The sequence below is a fragment of the Candidatus Nitrosopumilus sp. bin_68KS genome (assembly GCF_054095825.1).
Window position 1 is genome coordinate 16,525 of the sequence record NZ_JBSWSP010000001.1, and the last position, 12,567, is coordinate 29,091.

The following is a 12,567-nucleotide window of genomic DNA, read 5'->3' on the forward strand; positions in this document are numbered from 1 at the left end:
AAATACACCTTTTAAGATAAAGTGAATGGCATCTCACCCTTTTAAATAACTTTTTGATCACTTGAAATCATAAATAATGACAAAAAATCAGGATCGCATGCAATCACATACCATGGAATTGCCAAGACAGATTGTAGTAGGTGAAAAAAATATCTCAGAATTTGGTGATTTTCTTCATAATCTTAGTAAACCTAAGAAAGTATCTCTAATTTCAGGAATTCATGTAAAACAAATTCTTAAAGAAAAAATTGAGAAATCATTAAAATCAAAAAAAATTCAGTTTGTTTGGCATTTATCAAAAGATAATCAGATTGCTAGTCTAACAAAAATTGAAAAAGACGTTAAAAAAGATCATAGTGATATCGTAGCAGGAATTGGTGGAGGACGTTCTGTTGATACTGCTAAAATGGTTTCTTTTAATCTGGATATACCATTTGTAAGTGTACCAACTGCAGCATCTCATGATGGAATGGCAAGTCCATTTGTTTCAGTTAAAACAGACAAACCACATTCAATTATAGCAAGCGCTCCCTTAGGAGTTTTTGTAGATATTGATATTATAAAAAAAGCCCCTACTAGATTGCTTTCAAGTGGATGTGGAGATTTAATTGCAAATATCATTGCTGTTAAAGACTGGCAATTGGGTCATGAAAAAACTGGTGAGTATTATGGTAGATATTCAGCAGATTTGGCATTAATGAGTGCAAATATTGTCATGGAGAATTCAAGTAAATATTCCAAAAAAGGACTTGATGCAAGAGTAATCGTAGAGGCTCTAATTAGTGCAGGAGTTGCATCATGTATAGCAGGAAGTAGTAGACCATGTTCAGGAGCAGAACATCTTTTTTCTCATGCATTAGATAAGATTGCACCTGGAAAAGGATTGCATGGTGAAAAATGTGGATTAGGATCTATTTTGATTTCAAAACTTCAAGGTCAAGATTGGAAAAAAATTGCAAAGACTCTCAAAGACCTTGGCGCTCCAACAACTGCAAAACAGATTGGTGTATCAGAAGATCAAATTATAGATGCACTTGTAATTGCCCAAGACTTGAGACCTGAGAGATATACAATTCTGAAAGAGGTAGAAATGACAGAACGAAAAGCAATGAATCTTGCAAAAAGTACTAAAGTAATTTAAGCAGTTTTTTGTTCGGGTGTTTTTTCAGGGGTTTTTTCTACTTTCTTTTCCTGAGTTTGTTTGTTAACATGTATTTCGATGAAATTCACTTTTTCTAATGTTGGAACAAATTTGAAAATATCCAATTGAATAAAATGTTTCATAATTTGTAAACCATCAGCACGTAAAATTTCTTCAGGAATTGTAACGCTAGCCTCTTTATCTTTTAATTCAAATGAAATTTTTGTATCCTCAACAGGTAATCTATTTTTTAGAATTCCATCAATTTTGTCATTTGGAGAATCAAGAGATTTAATTACGTTGACATCAAATAGGATAGTTTTTCCTGCATATCGATGGTTGTAGTCTATCTGTACTCTACCAGAACCAATAAAACGAATTATTCCTCTTTTATTATCAACTTCAATTGTATCACCAACAGAAACTTTCTCTGCATCCTCACCTAGTTTTCTAAGTGGAATCATTCTAACTTTACCAGAATCTCTTTCTCCAAATCCTTTGTCTGGGGTAACTTCAACTGTTAGTTTATCACCAACGGAAGTTTTAGCAAGTGCTTCATCCAATCCTTTGAGAACTGGATAAGATACTTCACCAATAGAAACTAATTTTGGTTGATACTTGACATTTTGTTCATGAATAGAATGTTTTTTTGCATCTTCCTCAATAGTAGTATCAAAAATTTCTTCAGTATCTTTTACTTTAGCAGTATAATCTACTAGAATTAATGAACCTTTATCGAAAGTCAATGGGATCGTTCTCGAATTTCCTTATATTAAGTTAACAGGGTTTAGAGAGCTTTTAATTTTTCTTCTGCAGTTTTGAGTCCTGCTTTAGCATCTACATCATAGCCCATCATTGCTAACGTAGATGAAATTGCTGAAATAGTTCTCATTACATGATATGGACTAACTTCACCCATACATCCAACTCTGAATACTTTACCTTTAAGATTACCAAATCCACCAGCAACTAAAACCTTGAATTTATCAGCAAGTGTATTTCTGAAAGTTTTGTCTTCAAGTCCATCCAAGTAATTTAATGCAACAATTGAGATAGAACGATCTTCTTCTTTTGCAAATGGAGATAGACCCATTGCACTTAGACCAGAGTATAATGCATCTGAACAAACTTTATGACGTTTAAAGACATTTTGTAATCCTTCTTCCAACATTATTGATAATGCTTCTCTGTATGCATAAAGTAATGGAAGTGCAGGTGTGAAAGGAGTATGCTTTTCCTCATCATAATATTTGAAATATCTAGCTAAATTGAAATACATTGTAGATGGTGGATTTTCTATCATGTATTTTTTGGCTTTAGCGCTTACAGATATTGGTGAGATACCAGGTGGAGCAGCAATTGCTTTTTGTGCACCAGTCATACATACATCAATATTCCATTTGTCAACTGGTAGTTGAGCACCACCAAGTAATGAAACAGAATCTACAACATAGAATGCATCATTTCTAGATGTCAAGTCAGATACTTTATCAAGATAATTGACCATTGTTCCAGTAGAAGTTTCATTGTGGACAACATAGAATGCCTTTACATCTTTATTATTATCAAATGCTTCTTTTACTTGATCAAAAGTTGCATTCTCTCCTGGCGGAGTTTGAAGTTTAACAACATTAGCTCCCTGCCCTTCAATTAGTTGAGATAATCTATTACTGAATTCTCCATTGACAGGAATAATGATTTTGTCACCTTTTTTAACTAAATTTACAACACCAGCTTCTACTGCACCAGTTCCAGATGCAGATAAAGCTACAATATCATTTTGTGTTTCAAATACTTGTTGAGTTTTGTCTACTACGTCAGTGTATAGTTCAACAAAATCATCACTTCTATGATTAATAATTGGTGCAAGCATTGCCCTCATTACTCTATTAGGTACATTTGTTGGACCAGGAAGCATTGAAAGATATTCCATGTGTAATCTACAATCAATACTATATGGGGTTTATTTATAATTAGAGATTTTTCAAACGATCATTAGCACTATTATTAATCAAAAAAATTTTTGAACCTTTAGGAACAAGATGTTCCCATTTTTGATCGCTAATAATTAGATCTCGTATATGAGTACCAGATAATTCATCTCGTTTCAAAAATGGAATAGAAATAACTTGAACGATTCTTTTTGAATACAGATGTTTTGTTAATTCATCATTTGAGAAAACTATATCAAATTTTGGTACAATGGCATCTATTTTTTCAATCCATTTTACATGATTATCCAAATCAGGAATAAAATAAATTTCAATTTTATTTTTCATAGAATCATCAATTGAGGATAGGATCATTTCTTTACGTTCTTCAGCAGAAAAGGGATTATTTTTTTCTGGAGATTTGTTAGAACTACCTAAGCCTAACCATAATTTATCAACTTTAGATAATGCAAACTTCAAGGCTTCAAGATGACCCAAGTGAAAGGGCTGAAATCTTCCTATTAACAATCCATTCATACAAAAATATAGAAAATATCAGTGTAAAAAAAGTATCATAAAGAGTAATGAATGAAAAACATTGTGGAATTTTTAAAAATTAATGGTGGACATGGTGAAGGAGGAGGTCAAATCATTCGTTCAGCAATTGCAATTTCATGTATTACAAAACAATCAATCCATTTAGAGAATATTAGGAAGAATAGAAAAGTTTCTGGATTAAGACCACAACATCTAACATCGATAAGAATTCTTCAAAAAATTTCAAATGCAAAAGTGATTGGAGCAGAAATTGGTTCAACAGAATTAAAATTTATTCCAGGAGATATAGGTAGTTTAGAATTAAGTGAAGATGTTGGAACTGCTGGTAGTATATCTTTAATTTTACAGGTTTTAATTCCTGTAGTTGCAATTTCTCAAAAAAAACTAAGTTTAACAATTAAGGGTGGTACAGATGTTCTTTGGAGTCCTTGCATTGATTATACACAGCATGTGCTAAAAGAAACATATTCTAGAATGGGAATAAAATTTTCTCTTGAATTAATTAAACGAGGTTACTATCCAAAAGGAGGTGGAGAAATAAAATTACAAGTTATTCCTTCTAAATTAAAATCAACATCATTTTCAAAGAGAAAAACAAATAATGTAAAAATAATTTGTACATTTTCAAAAATTGCAATTGAAGTAATTGAAAAAGAAATTCAGCGTATTAAAAAGAAATTAACTGATGAAAATTTTAAAGTCAAAGTGGAAATTAATAATCAAGAGGCAATTGATACTGGAGCATCTTTATTAATTTACAGCATTGATGAAAATTCTATAATTGGGGTAGATGCTTTATTTGATAATAAAACTCAAAGTTTTAATTTGAATTTTGAAAAATTTATTAAAAATCCACAAGGAGTAGATGTGAATTTAGCTGATATGCTTGTAGTTCCTGCAAGTTTATGCCCTGGAAAAACAACGTTTGTTGTAAACGAAATTTCAAAGCATTTAGAAACAAATTTGTTTGTAACATCAAAAATTACAGGTTGTAAATATGGAATAGGAAGATTGAGTAATGGGTTTGAAGTGATAATAGAAGGAATTTCAAACCCCAGCATCAAGTAATGATGCAAAAAATAAAATTGCAATTGACAGCACTACTGTAATTTCTCCAAGAATGATAATCTTTTTTCTTAATTTTTGAATTTGAGGTTCTGACATTTGGTTTGACATAATTTTTTCTTCAATATCTTTACGAATTACCCTAACATGTATGGCATACGTAATAACTAATCCAATAACAAGAATAATTTTGATTATAAGGAAAGTTCCATAGCTTGTAGCTACAAGTAATTCAGGTTTTCCAAGCAACATGTGTGAACTGTATAATCCTGTTGCCATCAAAATGATTAGTGATGGAACAGCAACTTTGTTGAATCGTCTTCCAACACGAATCATAATTTGCATTCTCTCTTCAATTGAATGTGTCATTGTTTTTAGAAGTGGAGAGAAAACAATTCCAATGAAAAGTGAACCTCCCACCCATATTGCAGCTGAAACAAGATGAATCCATGTTAGAATTGCTTGTTCTAGTGCAGTCATAGATAATGATATTTCAGATTAAATATTATGTATTTGGATCTTGACAACGTTTTTTAGTTGTACATAATCTGATACGTTGGAATGGCCCTTCAAAGCAAAATGACAGTTTATGCAGCAGTAGCTGGTGTTTTTGCATTAATGGGTGGAATTGTTTTCTATGCTAGTCTTGATAATGATGAACTTGATCAAGTTGAGATAGAATTAACAAATGTGGAATTAATAGATGTGAACACAATAAACAATCAAGCAAAATTTAATGTTACTTTTCTAGTAAAAAATCCTAGTGATAAGACATTCACAGTTTCAGTAATAGACTACAAGCTTTATGGAGATGGAACCTTGTTGGGTTCAGGATTATATTCAACAGCGGATATTACATTACCTGGAAGGGCTTTGTTTAGTTCAGGTGCTGAAATTCCTTTAAAAAACATATTTCTTCTGAGTATGGAAGATGTTAATTCAGAAACCTATCAAGCAATGATAGATAATAAAATTACAAGTTTTAGTGCTGAGGGAACTATCATTACCCAATCCTCATGGAGTGAAGTAGAAAATGAATTTAAAACTGGTTATTAAAAGTGGGCCGAGTGAGATTCGAACTCACGATCACCGCCGTGTCGAGGCGGTATCCTAACCAGCTAGACTACCGGCCCATTGAAGTACAAAACTAAAGATTGACATTATTAACGTTTAACAAAAGAAGAATGAAGGAGAAGTATATTGACAGATGATTTTACTGAAGAGGAAAAACTAGGCTTCTATAAGGCAATTTATTCAAGAAGAGATGTTAGATCTCACTTTACCTCCAAGCCCATAGAGGATGATATTTTATCAAAAATTCTTCATGCTGCACATCATGCACCATCTGTTGGATTTTCTCAGCCATGGAATTTTATTTTAATTAAAAATGATCAAACAAAAAAGAAGATAAAAGAATCTTTTCAGGAAGAAAAAAAACGCTCATCACAATTAATTGAAGAACCAAAAAGATCAAAGTATCTTTCATTCAAGTTAGAAGGAATTTCAGAATCGCCAGTAAATGTGTGTGTAACATATGATCCTACAAAATTTGGTCCATTTGTAATAGGTAGATCAAGTATTCCTGAGGCAGGTCTTTACAGTGTGTGTTGTGCGATTCAAAATTTATGGTTATCAGCAAGAACAGAAGGAGTAGGTCTTGGATGGGTAAGTATACTATCAAATGAAGCATTAAAAGAAGTTCTAGAATTACCTGAACATGTAATTCCTGTTGCATACTTGTGTTTAGGATATGTTGATGAATTTGCTGAAAAACCAGATCTTGAAACTGCAGGATGGCTACCAAGACTTGAATTGAAAGATGTTGTATATTTTGAAAAATGGAATGATAAAGAAAATAAAGACTGGATAAGTATCCAGAAATTGATCAATGAAAATCTCGATTACGCTTAAATAATTAAGAGTATTTTTTTTGCTGGGCTTGTGGCGCAGAGTCAATTTGACGCGCAACATGGATAGCGCAGTAGCCTCCTAAGTTACAGGTCGAGGGATCGAAGCCCTCCAAGCCCGTTAATTTTAAAAATTCATTGAGACTTAAATAGAAAAACAAATTTCTTGATACATGAAAGTTGTAGTAATTTCAGGTAGTCCAAGAAAAAATGCCAATACACAAATTATTATGAAATATGTTTATGAATATACAAAATCAAAAAATCAAGATACAAAATTAATTAATTTATCAGAAGGCCAAATAGAATGCTATAGAGGACCTGAAGAAGAATATAATGAGCCTACAAAGACTGCGGCAAATGATATAATGGATGCAGATGTGTGGTTAATTGGTTCTCCAATCTATAATTCATTTTTTAGTTCATCATTGAAAAATTTGTTTGAGTACATTAATTATAAAAAAACTGCTGGAAAGGTTGCAGGGATAACAATTTTGGCTTCTGGAAATATTGGTTTTGTAAATGTGCAAACATTAATCACTCAATTATTATCCTATTTTAGAGTAATAACAAATCCAAAGGCAGTATTTTTGACCACCGAATCAATTAATGATAATAGTATATCAGATGAAGATGTACAAAATAGACTAAAAGAAATGGTAGATGAAACTTTAGAGATTGCTTCTAAATTACATCACGATTAAATTTTTTACATAACAATTTATTTTTCCAAAAGTAAATAATTTTGAATTATTATATGAACATAATAATTTATATTTTTTTGAGAATAGATTTCTAATAATGTCTAAATTATTAATTAATTATTATGAAGATTTTAATTTTAAAAGAATTTTCCTTTAATTGATCCCTTTAGAAAGTTTTAAAAAAATTAATTCGAATAGTATATTTTTAAATGAAAAATTAATTATGTTTTCAATAGTTTTCTGGTGATTCTGCAAATTAATTATTTAAAAATTCCAGGAAACAAGATCTATTATTGGAAAATTTGTAATGGTAGACTTATGATTGAAATTTTAGTTATTTTACTCAAAATTGGAAGAATCAAATACTAACATCACTTTTGATAATTATTGAGTGTAAAACAAGATCCAACTGAATTATGTTCTTGCAAATGTCATTTTGGTGGTGCAGTTAGTTGTCCTGGTTGTAAGGAAAATCATGGTATAGAATGCTCTCATTGCAAAAATTAGATTAAAATAGATTATTTTCTTTTAGAAGCTAGCATTTTTAGATTAGCTAATTCTGTTTTTAATGATTCAATTTGAACAAGTGTTTGTAAATTTGAAATTTCTTGATTTAATCTTTCAATTTCACCATCTTTGAGTTTAACAGACTCTTTTAGATTGTTTAATTCTGCAGATAAATCAGATTGTGCTTGTTTAATTTCTGAAAGAGTAATTTGATTTCCACTAGTTGTTTGAATGGTTTGTGTACTACTCAAGCTTTTTTTTTCTATTTGAGCATGAGATAAACCATGATTGTGCATGTAATCAGTACTTTTTTGAGATATCCAACATGTAAAAGTCATGAACCATGTTATTGGAACTGCCATCAGAAAAATAAAATCTAGTACTGGAGATAAATCCCAAAACGCCCAGAGTCCTGTTAATACAGCTGCAAAAATTCCTGTGGAAACAGTGGCCAAATGGTTTCCCAAATATCCCATAATAATTTAAAAAATTCATTATTTATAACAGTAATGATGAAAACCAGAAAATAATATAAGAATTAAAAAGAAAAAGGAGCCGAATTTATTCGTCTTCTTCAGTGGTACTAGATACTTTAGGCATATCTGATTGTAAGATTTGGATTTTTTGTAAGAGTTCAGTTCTAAGATCTCTTGCAACTCTTCTTACAGTTGGTCTTGGAACACCTAGTTCATCAACTACTTTGGTGTAGATATCCTGTTTGTCCGTTACCCCTTTGTCAAGATAAGAATTAATTGCTTCTTTAATTATCGTGCTTTGGTTTGTACGATTCAACAGATTCTAAACTTTAATTCTTCTATATAAGACTATAACTTTTTGAAAAGTAAAAATCATCATATAAAAAATTTGGATTTTATTTTTAACAAAAAATTATTTTTTCAAAGTCCTCAACAAAATAAATTCCTCAACGAAAAACGTACAAGCAAATATGAAATTTTCAACATAGTTAAAATATTAATAATAATTTTTAAAACAAATTTCACAAAAGACTCTTATGATAAGACGTTAAAAGAGTCCTATTGAGCAGTGTGAATATTGAAACCAATTTTGGGAATATTACATTTAAACTTCTGCCTGAATTAGCTCCTGAAACAGTTAGAAATTTTGAAAAATTAGCCAAAGATGGATTTTATGATGGTACTTTATTCCATAGAGTTATTCCTGGATTCATGATTCAGGGAGGAGATCCAAATACAAAAACAGATAACAAAGGTTCTTGGGGTATGGGAGGACCTGGGTACAACATAAAGGCCGAATTTAATTCAAGATCCCATTTAAGAGGCATAGTGTCTATGGCCAGATCACAAGATCCTGATAGTGCAGGTTCACAATTTTTCATAGTTACTGCAGATAGTGCATTCTTAGATAAACAATATACTGTATTTGGGGAAGTGACTGAAGGCATGGATGTTGCAGATAAAATTGTTAATCTTCAAAGAGATGGTAATGATTGTCCTTTGGAAAAAGCACAAATGCTTCATGTAACAGTGGGATAAATGAATAGTAAGGTTTGTGGATTTTTAGTAATTTTTCTAATAATATCGATAATTCCTACAGTCGAAGCACAGATTTCATTTGGTGAAAAAGCTTCACAGAAATCTGTTGAAATAACCGTAAATTCAAGCGGGGATGTTCATGTCAAACATATAGTTAGTCCAGCAAATTTGCCAAAACAACTTGAGTTAATTTATGGAACTGTTTCAAATATCACAGTAACAAATGAAGAAGGAGAAGAAAAGCAATTCTCAGTTATTGGAGATAATACAGGATTAATAATTTTTCCTTCTAATGAGAAATCTATTGTAGAATATGATCTAGAACATGCAATTACTCAAATAGATAATGTATGGACTTGGAGTTTCAGATATCTACAGACAACTTCTTTTATTTTACCTGAAGAAGCAGATTTGATTTTTGCCAATGAAAAACCGGTGTATTTGGATGAAAAAAAAGGAATTACATGTCATGGGTGTCAAATGGTTTTAGAATATTCACTTGATGAACCAAAAATTTATCAAAACATACAATGGGAGGATAAAGAATTTCTAGTTGAAATTAGAAGTTATTCAAAAATTAATAATTTTATTTTTGATCAACCAACAAAAAGTATTACATTTGATGTCTCTGAAAAAAATAGATTTGTTACAACAATAATTCCATTAGAATTGTTATGGGGACCATATGCTGTATTTCTTGATGATGAAAAAATTTACTTTCATGAATACGTCAATAATGGAACTCATGTATGGCTTAACATAAGACCTGAAACTACTGGAGAAGTTACTATTATTGGAACTACTGTAGTTCCTGAGTTTTCAATGGCAGCACCATTGGCAATTGGATTTTTAGTAATTATTATTGCTCCATTAATTAGAAAAGTTAATCTCCACTAGAACCACATGAACAAAAACCATATTCATCAATCCTAACATCACAAACAGGGCATTTTTCACCATAATCTACTTCCCATGGTTCTTTTCCAAAAAGCTTAAAGTGATCATCAATTTCTATAGGAATTTCTCTTTTCTTTTCCAATGATTTGTATAGGTATTGCATCTATACATGAATATCGGATAGAAATCATGAAAATTGAATGTGGTTGTCATTGTATAAAGTGTAAGAGTACAAATCTTGAATCTAATCAAATAGGTGAAGTTGAGAAGGATGGATATTTTGATATGCACCATACATGCAATGAATGTAACACACATTTTGATCACTTAGATGGTGAGACTTTTTCTAAGTGTGAAAAATGTAATTTTTCTAGTTAGCAACTAATGCTTCTTCATTAAAATAATGAGTTCTATTTTGGTATGAATTTTTCATTATTTCTTTATTTGACGCCATCTTGGCTAAAGCCGTTGAGACATCTAATGGGCTTGCAGACCAGCCATATTCTCTAAGCTGCTGAACTGTTTCAGTTACGGTTCTTGGAGAATCAAAAAATCTACTTGTTTCTAAAATTCTTAATTTTGATTTAATTTCATTTGAGGTAATGGATTTTGGTTCATCAAATTCCGGTTCATTTGCTTCAGCATTATCTAAATATTCTAAACCGTATTGAGCAACTTGTTCAGTTTGAGATGTATTTTGGGCAGAATCTGTTTCGTATACAAGTTTTGCTTGATTTTCTGGTAAATGATTTGAAATATTATCGATTACTTCACCCAATGTCTGATTATCAACATAGAAATCTCTAGAATCGACTTCAATTTCGTTCTCTCCTAGCTTTACTTTAATTCTGGCCAACAAAAAATAATTGTTTAATTTTGATTTATTCTGTTAGCTCTAAGGAGCTTAGAGATTAGATCAAAACTTTTACACAATTTATCGGTATTTTTTCCCTTTTGAGTTAAAATGCAATTTTACTGAAACTAGTCATGAAATCATCAAAAAAAGGCGGTCTTGTTGTTCTTTTTGTATTAGCCATGAGTATTTTTGGATATTCACAGTATGCTTCAGCATCACAAATAGGGGTCAGTGTTGCACAGAGCGAATTATTACATGAAGATGAAAATAGTTCAAACTATAATATTGAATTGAGATTTGAGAATCCATCATTACTGATAATGACTGCAGGTGAGACAGAATTTTTTGTGATTTCAAACGATGAAATGATCGGTAAAGGAAAATTAGAACCTTTCACACTCCATCCATTAGATAGTAGTTATGTAAAAGGAACTTTTCATACAGATTCAAACAATGCTGAATCAGAGTCAGTGAAAATTACTGGTATAACAAAATATGATTTGGTAATTACTTCTATTGATGTTCCATTTGTTTACTATCCAACAGAAGAACAGGCAAGAGAATTTATACATCAAAATTAATTTCTTGTTAAATGCTTACTGTTTTTGGTTCTACAGCACTAGATACAATTAGAACACCAAAAAAAACATTAAAAAATGTTTTAGGTGGGGCAGCAACTTTTGCTGCAATCTCAGCAAGCAATTTTGTAAATACAGGGTTAATTGCAGTAGTTGGCAAAGATTTTCCAAAAGAACACCACAAGATATTATCAAAGCATTTAGATTTACAGGGATTGACAATAAAAAATGGTAAAACATTCCGCTATGATGGAAAATATGATGAAACACTGAGTACAAGAGCAACTTTAAAAACAGAATTAAATGTATTAGCAGATTTTAAACCAACTGTTCCAGATGATTATAGAAAATCTCAATTTGTATATCTAGCAAATAATGATCCTGAACAGAATACTTCATTAATCAAAGAATTTGATAATGTTAAATTTTCTATGTGTGATACAATAGATTTCTGGATTTCTACTAAAAGAGATGCAGTAATTAAAATGATCAAAGCTGTTGATGCAGTTGTAATTAATGATGAGGAGGCCAAACTCCTAACAAAAGAATTCAATTTGATAAAATGTGCTAAAAAAATGATGAAATGGGGTGCAAAATATGTGATTATCAAAAAAGGCGAGCACGGCTCACTAATGTTTTACGATGACGTAATCTTTCCAACTGCTGGTTTTTCGTTAGAGGATGTAGTAGATCCTACAGGAGCAGGAGATTCTTTTGCAGGAGCAATGATAGGATATCTTGCAAGTAAAAAATCCACTAGTATTTCTGAAATAAAAAAAGCAGTAGTTTATGGAAATGTGTTAGGATCTTTTGCAGTTGAAAAATATGGATTAGATGGATTACTTGGGATCAAAAATGGTGATATTTCAAAACGAGTTAAAATTTATGAAAAAATGATCCGTTTCTAAA

At 31.0% G+C, this 12,567-nt stretch carries 17 protein-coding genes and 2 tRNA genes; 10 read left to right on the forward strand and 9 right to left on the reverse strand.

Annotated features, from left to right (window positions below):
• Nucleotides 1-76: 76 nt before the first annotated feature.
• Nucleotides 77-1,141 (forward strand): sn-glycerol-1-phosphate dehydrogenase, encoded by a 1,065-nt coding sequence (locus tag ACW9W3_RS00100; protein WP_457764144.1) that lies wholly within the window; start codon nucleotides 77-79, stop codon nucleotides 1,139-1,141.
• Here ACW9W3_RS00100 and ACW9W3_RS00105 read toward each other — a convergent pair.
• Genes ACW9W3_RS00105 through ACW9W3_RS00115 form a run of 3 tightly spaced genes read right to left on the reverse strand, consistent with a single transcriptional unit; the run spans nucleotide 1,138 to nucleotide 3,609 of the window.
• The gene (locus ACW9W3_RS00105; protein WP_457764145.1) at nucleotides 1,138-1,887 is read right to left on the reverse strand and encodes an FKBP-type peptidyl-prolyl cis-trans isomerase; all 750 of its coding nucleotides are present in this window, start codon (nucleotides 1,885-1,887) and stop codon (nucleotides 1,138-1,140) included. The two genes, ACW9W3_RS00100 and ACW9W3_RS00105, sit on opposite strands and share 4 nt — an antisense overlap.
• Nucleotides 1,888-1,928: 41 nt before the next feature.
• Complete coding sequence (locus ACW9W3_RS00110; RefSeq protein WP_457764146.1) at nucleotides 1,929-3,074, reverse strand: pyridoxal-phosphate-dependent aminotransferase family protein; 1,146 nt, start codon at nucleotides 3,072-3,074, stop codon at nucleotides 1,929-1,931.
• Nucleotides 3,075-3,114: 40 nt separating this feature from the next.
• A complete protein-coding gene (locus ACW9W3_RS00115) occupies nucleotides 3,115-3,609 on the reverse strand; it encodes a nicotinamide-nucleotide adenylyltransferase (protein ID WP_457764147.1) in 495 nt (164 codons plus the stop codon).
• 51 nt (nucleotides 3,610-3,660) lie between these two features.
• Here ACW9W3_RS00115 and rtcA point away from each other — a divergent pair, with 51 nt between their 5' ends.
• Nucleotides 3,661-4,698, forward strand: a complete 1,038-nt coding sequence (rtcA, locus tag ACW9W3_RS00120; RefSeq protein ID WP_457764148.1) for an RNA 3'-terminal phosphate cyclase — start codon at nucleotides 3,661-3,663, stop codon at nucleotides 4,696-4,698.
• On the opposite strand, the gene ACW9W3_RS00125 is transcribed toward rtcA, so the two are convergent.
• Nucleotides 4,678-5,175: a CopD family protein gene (locus ACW9W3_RS00125; protein WP_457764149.1), complete on the reverse strand. Its 498-nt coding sequence runs from the start codon at nucleotides 5,173-5,175 to the stop codon at nucleotides 4,678-4,680. The genes rtcA and ACW9W3_RS00125 overlap by 21 nt on opposite strands.
• Nucleotides 5,176-5,256: 81 nt before the next feature.
• Between ACW9W3_RS00125 and ACW9W3_RS00130 the strand changes: the two genes are divergently transcribed.
• A complete protein-coding gene (locus tag ACW9W3_RS00130) occupies nucleotides 5,257-5,751 on the forward strand; it encodes a hypothetical protein (protein ID WP_457764150.1) in 495 nt (164 codons plus the stop codon).
• Nucleotides 5,752-5,754: 3 nt separating this feature from the next.
• Here ACW9W3_RS00130 and ACW9W3_RS00135 read toward each other — a convergent pair.
• Nucleotides 5,755-5,828, reverse strand: a tRNA-Val gene (locus ACW9W3_RS00135).
• Nucleotides 5,829-5,895: 67 nt separating this feature from the next.
• Here ACW9W3_RS00135 and bluB point away from each other — a divergent pair.
• The 3 genes from bluB (at nucleotide 5,896) to ACW9W3_RS00150 (ending at nucleotide 7,306) form a co-directional block, all read left to right on the forward strand.
• Complete coding sequence (gene bluB, locus ACW9W3_RS00140; RefSeq protein WP_457764151.1) at nucleotides 5,896-6,606, forward strand: 5,6-dimethylbenzimidazole synthase; 711 nt, start codon at nucleotides 5,896-5,898, stop codon at nucleotides 6,604-6,606.
• Between the two features lie 24 nt (nucleotides 6,607-6,630).
• Nucleotides 6,631-6,723 (forward strand) — tRNA-Arg (locus ACW9W3_RS00145).
• A 52-nt stretch (nucleotides 6,724-6,775) separates the two neighbouring features.
• Nucleotides 6,776-7,306 (forward strand): NADPH-dependent FMN reductase, encoded by a 531-nt coding sequence (locus tag ACW9W3_RS00150; protein ID WP_457764152.1) that lies wholly within the window; start codon nucleotides 6,776-6,778, stop codon nucleotides 7,304-7,306.
• Between the two features lie 518 nt (nucleotides 7,307-7,824).
• Here the strand turns inward: ACW9W3_RS00150 and ACW9W3_RS00155 are convergent.
• Together ACW9W3_RS00155 and ACW9W3_RS00160 are read right to left on the reverse strand one after the other, a co-directional pair.
• On the reverse strand, nucleotides 7,825-8,289 hold the full coding sequence (locus tag ACW9W3_RS00155) for a hypothetical protein (protein WP_457764153.1): 465 nt from the start codon (nucleotides 8,287-8,289) through the stop codon (nucleotides 7,825-7,827).
• An 85-nt stretch (nucleotides 8,290-8,374) separates the two neighbouring features.
• Nucleotides 8,375-8,605 carry a hypothetical protein gene (locus tag ACW9W3_RS00160; RefSeq protein ID WP_048114657.1) on the reverse strand — a complete coding sequence of 77 codons (231 nt, stop codon included), beginning with the start codon at nucleotides 8,603-8,605 and terminating at the stop codon, nucleotides 8,375-8,377.
• Nucleotides 8,606-8,850: 245 nt separating this feature from the next.
• On the opposite strand from ACW9W3_RS00160, the gene ACW9W3_RS00165 reads away from it, so the two are divergent.
• Entirely contained in the window at nucleotides 8,851-9,327 is a 477-nt protein-coding gene (locus tag ACW9W3_RS00165) for a peptidylprolyl isomerase (protein WP_457764154.1), read from the forward strand.
• Nucleotides 9,328-10,224, forward strand: a complete 897-nt coding sequence (locus tag ACW9W3_RS00170; RefSeq protein WP_457764155.1) for a hypothetical protein — start codon at nucleotides 9,328-9,330, stop codon at nucleotides 10,222-10,224.
• Here ACW9W3_RS00170 and ACW9W3_RS00175 read toward each other — a convergent pair.
• Both ACW9W3_RS00175 and ACW9W3_RS00180 read right to left on the reverse strand, forming a co-directional pair.
• Entirely contained in the window at nucleotides 10,211-10,387 is a 177-nt protein-coding gene (locus ACW9W3_RS00175) for a hypothetical protein (protein WP_457764213.1), read from the reverse strand. The two genes, ACW9W3_RS00170 and ACW9W3_RS00175, sit on opposite strands and share 14 nt — an antisense overlap.
• Nucleotides 10,388-10,594: 207 nt before the next feature.
• Complete coding sequence (locus ACW9W3_RS00180) at nucleotides 10,595-11,080, reverse strand: hypothetical protein (RefSeq protein ID WP_457764156.1); 486 nt, start codon at nucleotides 11,078-11,080, stop codon at nucleotides 10,595-10,597.
• 131 nt (nucleotides 11,081-11,211) lie between these two features.
• Between ACW9W3_RS00180 and ACW9W3_RS00185 the strand changes: the two genes are divergently transcribed.
• Together ACW9W3_RS00185 and ACW9W3_RS00190 are read left to right on the forward strand one after the other, a co-directional pair.
• Entirely contained in the window at nucleotides 11,212-11,661 is a 450-nt protein-coding gene (locus tag ACW9W3_RS00185) for a hypothetical protein (RefSeq protein WP_457764157.1), read from the forward strand.
• Between the two features lie 11 nt (nucleotides 11,662-11,672).
• Nucleotides 11,673-12,566: a PfkB family carbohydrate kinase gene (locus ACW9W3_RS00190; protein ID WP_457764158.1), complete on the forward strand. Its 894-nt coding sequence runs from the start codon at nucleotides 11,673-11,675 to the stop codon at nucleotides 12,564-12,566.
• The last annotated feature ends 1 nt before the right edge of the window (nucleotide 12,567 follow it).

Bases quoted from the DNA above. Each gene is read 5' to 3' on its own strand.
- rtcA (WP_457764148.1), top strand. From the start codon at position 3,661: ATGAAAAACATTGTGGAATTTTTAAAAATTAATGGTGGACATGGTGAA.
- ACW9W3_RS00130 (WP_457764150.1), top strand. From the start codon at position 5,257: ATGGCCCTTCAAAGCAAAATGACAGTTTATGCAGCAGTAGCTGGTGTT.
- ACW9W3_RS00155 (WP_457764153.1), bottom strand. From the start codon at position 8,289: ATGGGATATTTGGGAAACCATTTGGCCACTGTTTCCACAGGAATTTTT.
- ACW9W3_RS00170 (WP_457764155.1), top strand. From the start codon at position 9,328: ATGAATAGTAAGGTTTGTGGATTTTTAGTAATTTTTCTAATAATATCG.
- ACW9W3_RS00110 (WP_457764146.1), bottom strand. From the start codon at position 3,074: ATGGAATATCTTTCAATGCTTCCTGGTCCAACAAATGTACCTAATAGA.
- ACW9W3_RS00185 (WP_457764157.1), top strand. From the start codon at position 11,212: ATGAAATCATCAAAAAAAGGCGGTCTTGTTGTTCTTTTTGTATTAGCC.
- ACW9W3_RS00190 (WP_457764158.1), top strand. From the start codon at position 11,673: ATGCTTACTGTTTTTGGTTCTACAGCACTAGATACAATTAGAACACCA.
- ACW9W3_RS00125 (WP_457764149.1), bottom strand. From the start codon at position 5,175: ATGACTGCACTAGAACAAGCAATTCTAACATGGATTCATCTTGTTTCA.
- ACW9W3_RS00115 (WP_457764147.1), bottom strand. From the start codon at position 3,609: ATGAATGGATTGTTAATAGGAAGATTTCAGCCCTTTCACTTGGGTCAT.
- ACW9W3_RS00100 (WP_457764144.1), top strand. From the start codon at position 77: ATGACAAAAAATCAGGATCGCATGCAATCACATACCATGGAATTGCCA.
- ACW9W3_RS00175 (WP_457764213.1), bottom strand. From the start codon at position 10,387: ATGCAATACCTATACAAATCATTGGAAAAGAAAAGAGAAATTCCTATA.
- ACW9W3_RS00150 (WP_457764152.1), top strand. From the start codon at position 6,776: ATGAAAGTTGTAGTAATTTCAGGTAGTCCAAGAAAAAATGCCAATACA.